This is a genomic window from Pseudomonas sp. RGM2987 (genome assembly GCF_022952855.1).
Lineage (GTDB): Bacteria > Pseudomonadota > Gammaproteobacteria > Pseudomonadales > Pseudomonadaceae > Aquipseudomonas.
Genome location: NZ_JALJDX010000067.1, coordinates 1 through 6,036 on the forward strand (window position 1 = coordinate 1; position 6,036 = coordinate 6,036).

Consider the following 6,036-nt stretch of genomic DNA (forward strand, 5'->3'; position numbering starts at 1 on the left):
CGGTGTATCAGTCGCCATTTAGGTATCTGACACACCGCATTCGCGAGCAAGCCCGCTCCCACATTGAGATTTGTGTTTAGCCAGCGAAAGCGTCAAGAGAACGTTACAACCCGCAAAACCCGTCCCGACCGTTGATCCGGTAATCCGGTTTTTTGACACTTGCCCGATATGCGGTCACAACTTTCGCGCTCCGTTGGGTCTTAACTCGGTGGTCGCCGATGGAATATTGGCATCTACCGAGGTTTTTAGCCTGATACGGAGATAAGCTCATGATTTTCAACGTACAAAATTTTGGCGCCAAAGGAGATGGCGTTACTGACGACACGGCGGCCATTCAGAAAGCAATCGATGCGGCAGCGGCCGCCGGTGGCGGGCAGGTCTATATGCCGGCCGGGACCTACATTGTTTCCGGCGGTGAGGAACCTTCCGACGGTTGCCTGATGCTCAAGAGCAACGTCTCTCTGTACGGCGACGGCATGGGCCAGACCACGGTCAAGGTGGCCGACGGTTCCGACACCAAGATCACCGGGGTCATCCGCTCGGCCTATGGCGAGGAAACCCACGACTTCGGCATCAGCAACCTCACCATCGACGGCAACCGCGACCACACCACCGGCAAGATCGACGGCTGGTTCAACGGCTATATTCCTGGCGAGGAAGGCTACGATTCCAACGTCACCATCGACAGTGTCGAGATCAAGGACTGCTCCGGGTACGGCTTCGACCCGCACGAGCAGACCGTCAACATGGTCATCAAGAACAGCGTGTCCCACGGCAATGGCCTGGATGGCTTCGTCGCCGACTTCCTCAGCGACAGCACCTTCGAAAACAACGTCGCCTACGACAACGACCGGCACGGCTTCAACGTCGTGACCAGCACCCATGACTTCACCCTCACCAATAACGTTGCCTATAACAACGGCGGCAACGGTATCGTGGTCCAGCGCGGCAGCGAGAACATTCCCTCGCCCAGCAACATCACCATCACCGGGGGCGAGGTCTATGGCAACGGCGCCGAGGGCGTACTGATCAAGTTGTCCAGCGATGTCGACGTCAGCGGCGTGGACATCCACGACAACGCCAGCGCCGGGATCCGCATCTACGGCAGCAACCATGTCGAGATCATCGACAACACCCTCAACAACAACTCCCTGGCCAACCCGGTACCGGAAATCATCATCCAGTCCTACGACGACACCCTGGGCGTCTCCGGCAAGTACTTCAACGGCAGCGACAACACCATCCAGGGCAACATCATCAGCGGCAGCAACCTGTCGACCTACGGCGTGGCCGAGCGCAACGAGGACGGCACCGATCGCAACGCGATCATTGCCAACACCATCAGCCACACCAGCAAGGGCGCCACGCTGGTCTATGGCGATGGCAGCTACGTCAGCGCCACGGTGCCGATGACCACCGTGCAAGGTACGGCGGGCAACGACACCCTGGTGGGCAGCGCCGCCAGTGAGATTTTCTACGGCGGCGCCGGTAATGACACCATCAACGGTGCTGCCGGCAGCGACATCCTGGTCGGCGGTGCGGGCATTGATAAACTCACCGGCGGCACGGGTGCCGATACCTTCCGTTTCGTCGCCCAGTCCGACAGCTACCGCAATGCAACCGCCAGCTTCGACGACACCATCACTGACTTCGACGTCACCCAGGACAAGATCGACCTGGCTGGCCTGGGCTTCACCGGCCTGGGCAACGGCCGCGGCGGCACCTTGCAGGTCAGCTACAGCGCCAGCAACAACCGCACCTACATCAAGGACTACGACGCCGACGCCAGCGGCAATCGTTTCGAACTGATTCTCACCGGCAACCTCGCCAGCACCCTGACCGCCAGCAACTTCATCTTCAACCGGGTGATCACCGGCACCAGCGGCAGCGATTCGTTGCAAGGCAGCGACTCGGCCGACACCCTGCTGGGCCTGGCGGGCAACGACAGCCTCAGCGGCGGCGCCGGCGATGACAGGATTGATGGCGGTGCCGGCATGGACACCCTCACGGGCGGTGCCGGAGCCGACACCTTCGTGTTCGCCAACCGCCTGGACAGCTACCGCAACTACAACACCGGCGGCGCCAACCTGGGCGACCTGATCACCGACTTCGATATCAATGCCGACAAGATCGACCTCTCGGCCCTGGGCTTCACCGGCCTGGGCGATGGCAAGAACAACACCGTGTACCTGGTGCTCAACAGCGCGGGAACCAAGACCTACATCAAGTCCCTGGAGGCCGACGCCAACGGCAACCGCTTCGAAGTGGCACTGGACGGCAATTTCCTCGACAAGCTGACCAGCGCCAACTTCGTCTTCGCCACCACCTCGCCGACCAACCACGCGCCGGTGGTGGCGACGCCGCTGCTGGACCAGAGCGCCACCGAGAACACGCCGTTCAGCTACGTGGTGCCGGCCACCAGTTTCAGCGATCCGGATAATGACAGCCTGAGCTACAGCGCCAGGTTGGCCGATGGCAGCGCCCTGCCCAGCTGGTTGAAATTCGATGCCGCCACCCGCACGTTCAGCGGCACGCCCAGCGACACGGCATCGGGCACCTACTCCATCCAGGTCACCGCGACCGATGGCAGCAATGCCACGGTCAGCGACAGCTTCACCCTCGCGGTAAAGGACGTGCCCGCCTCGCCCACGGTGATCAACGGCACGCCGAACAACGACACGCTGACCGGCACCGCCGCCAACGAGCAGCTGTTCGGTGGCGCCGGTAACGACACGCTCAATGGCGGCGCCGGCAATGACATCCTGGTCGGCGGCACCGGCGTGGACAAGCTCACCGGCGGTGCGGGCGCCGATGTGTTCCGCTACACCTCCAAGCTCGACAGCTACCGCACCGGCTCCACCAGCGCCAGTGACCAGATCCTCGACTTCGACCTGGCCGCCGACAAGATCGACGTCGCGGCCCTCGGCTATACGGGCCTGGGTAATGGGCTCAACGGCACGCTGCAAGTGACCTACAGCACGACGAGCAATCGGACCTACCTCAAGGACCTCACCGTCGATGCCAACGGCAACCGCTTTGAAGTGTCCCTGGCGGGCAATCTGCTGAACAGCCTGACCGCCAGTCATTTCGTGTTCGCCGACCAGAACACGCCGGGCAACATCGCACCGGTGGTGGCGATCCCTCTGCTCGACCAGAGCGCCACCGAACGCACACCGTTCAGCTACACCGTGACCCACGACAGTTTCACCGACGCCAACCAGGATGTGCTGACCTACACCGCGACCCTGGCCGATGGCAGCGCCCTGCCGGCCTGGCTGAGTTTCAACGCCAGCAACCTGACCTTCTCCGGAACCCCGACCAGCACCGCGGCGGGTAACTACAACGTACTGGTCAAGGCCACCGATCCTTCCGGGGCGTCGGTCAGCGACAGCTTCGCCCTGGCGGTGGCCGATGCGCCCGCCAACACCATCACCGGCACCAACAACGGCGAAACCCTCAACGGCACCACCGGCGCGGACCTGATCCTCGGCCTTGGAGGCGACGACACGATCAAGGCCGGCACCGGTGCCGACACGGTCGACGGCGGCGCCGGGCGCGACTCGCTGTATGGCGGCGACGGTGCCGACACCTTCCGCTATAGCAACTTGCAGGACAGCTACCGCGACTACGATACCGGCGGCATCACTGCCACGGACACGATCTATGACTTCACCGTGGGCGTGGACAAGATCGACGTGTCGGGCCTGGGCTTCATCGGCCTCGGCGATGGCAGCAACGGCACGCTGTACATGACGTTGAACGCGGCCGGCGACAAGACCTACGTCAAATCCGCGGAAGCCGACGCCAACGGCAACCGCTTCGAAATCGCCCTGAGCGGCAACTACCTCAACACCTTGACCGCCAGCGATTTCGTCTTCGGCGAACGCGCCCAGCAGGACATTCTCTACCTGCCCACGCTCGGCCAGTCCAATGCGCGACTGTTGCGCATGACCGAGGACGACAATCAGTCCGGCACCTCGATGCTGGTCAACGACCTGGACCGCTACACCACCTATGACGTACGCAGTCAGTTCACCGATGCCGATGGCAATGGGATCGATATTGCGGTGGGCGGGAGTACGGTCAACGGCCTCTCGACCCTGAGCGCCGAGGAACTGAAATTGTGCTGGTGGTTGACCGACACCAACCAGCCGGGGGCTGCGCTGCTGCGCGCCGTGGCATTACTGAAGGATCAGCTCACCGAGCTCAAGGCCATCGACAACGTGACCATGGGCATCATCTGGGGCCAGGGCGAGGAAGCCGCCCAGGAGATCGCCCGCTCCACCGACAAGGCCGCGGCGGCAGCAGCTTACAAGGCTGCGACCCTGAAGGTGTTCGACTACCTGCACGCTCAGTTCGGCAACTTCAATGTGTACCTGATGGAAACCGGTCACTACGAGCAGGATGCGGCCCGAGCCCGGGGTTATTCGGAAGACAAGATTGCCTCGATTGTGGACGGTGTCGGCTATGTCCGCGCCGCCCAGGAAGCCATCGCCGCCGAGCGCGCCGACGTCAAGCTGGCGGTGGACTACACCGACCTGCCGTTGCGCTACGAAGTCGATCCGCTGGTGTATCCCGATGACGTCTGGCACCTGCATGAAGAGTCGGCGGAAATTGTCGGCCAGCGCCTGGCGGATTACATCGCCGATGACCTGGGCTTCCATGGCAATCCCAACGACAACAACAGCGTGCAGGACATTTTCGACCACGCCCAGAACCAGGGCGGGATGATTGTCGGCACCGACCAGGCGGACACCCTGGTGGGCAGCTCTGGCAACGACACGATCGATGGCGACCTGGGCGCCGACACCATGACCGGCGGCGATGGCAACGATATCTACGTGGTCGATAACGCCTTCGACAGCGTGGTGGAAACCAACACCTCGGCCTCGCAGATCGATACGGTGAAAGCCTCGGTCAGCTGGACCCTGGGCGCGAACCTGGAAAACCTGGTGCTCACGGGTGTCTCGGAAATCGACGGCACCGGCAACGAGCGACGCAACTTCATCACCGGTAACGCCGTCCACAACGTGCTCGATGGCGCCGCCGGGGCGGACAGCATGAGCGGCGGCGATGGCAACGACACCTACTACGTCGACAACGTCGATGACACGGTGATCGAGACCAACGCCAACCCGCTGCCGGGCGGGATCGACAGCGTCCACAGCAGCCTGGCGGCGTATACCCTGGGCAACAACGTCGAGAACCTGTATATCGACAGCGCCGGTGCGGCCAACGGCACGGGCAACGCCCTGGACAACACGTTGTTCGCCGGTGCCGGCAACAACGTGCTGGACGGGCGCGATGGCAACGACACCGCGTCCTTCGAGCGGGCGCTGTCCGGTGTCACCGTCAACCTCTCGACGTCCACGCAACAGAACACCGTGGGCTCCGGGCTCGATACCTTGAAATTCATCGAGAACCTGACCGGCAGCGCCTATGCCGATACGCTGTCGGGCAACAGTGCGGGGAACATCCTGAACGGTGGCGCGGGCAACGATACGCTGGTGGGTGGTTCGGGGGATGACCGGTTGATCGGCGGCGTCGGCACCGACAACCTCACTGGCGGCACCGGGGCGGACACCTATGTGTTCAATTCGCTGTCGGAAATGGGCGTCGGGGCCCTGCGCGATGTGATCAACGGCTTCAAGACCACCGAGGGCGATCACCTGGACCTCACCGGCCTGGACGCCAACCCGCTGACGCCCAGCATCGACGCCTTTACCTTCATCGGCAGCAACGCCTTCGACCCCACCAACGCCACCGGCCAACTGCGCTTCGCCGACGGCATCCTCTCCGGCAGCACCAACGCCAACGCCACCCCCGAGTTCGAATTCGAACTGGTCGGCGTCAAGGAGCTGCACGCCAGCGACTTCACCGCCTGAGTATGAAGAAAGGCCTGCCCGCGATAGCGACAGCACATCCAACACCGATGCCAGCTGATCCACCGCCATCGCGAGCAGGCTCGCTCCCACAGGGGATTGGTGACAGGCGCAGAACCAATGAACACCCAAAATCCACTGTGGGAGCGGGCGT

General features: G+C 62.8%; 1 protein-coding gene. It reads left to right on the top strand.

All coding sequences use genetic code 11. The features are described 5' to 3' along the window. Positions 1–269 precede the first annotated feature (269 nt). The gene (locus tag RGM2987_RS00670) at positions 270–5,885 is read left to right on the top strand and encodes a putative Ig domain-containing protein (protein ID WP_245138192.1); all 5,616 of its coding nucleotides are present in this window, start codon (positions 270–272) and stop codon (positions 5,883–5,885) included. The last annotated feature ends 151 nt before the right edge of the window (positions 5,886–6,036 follow it).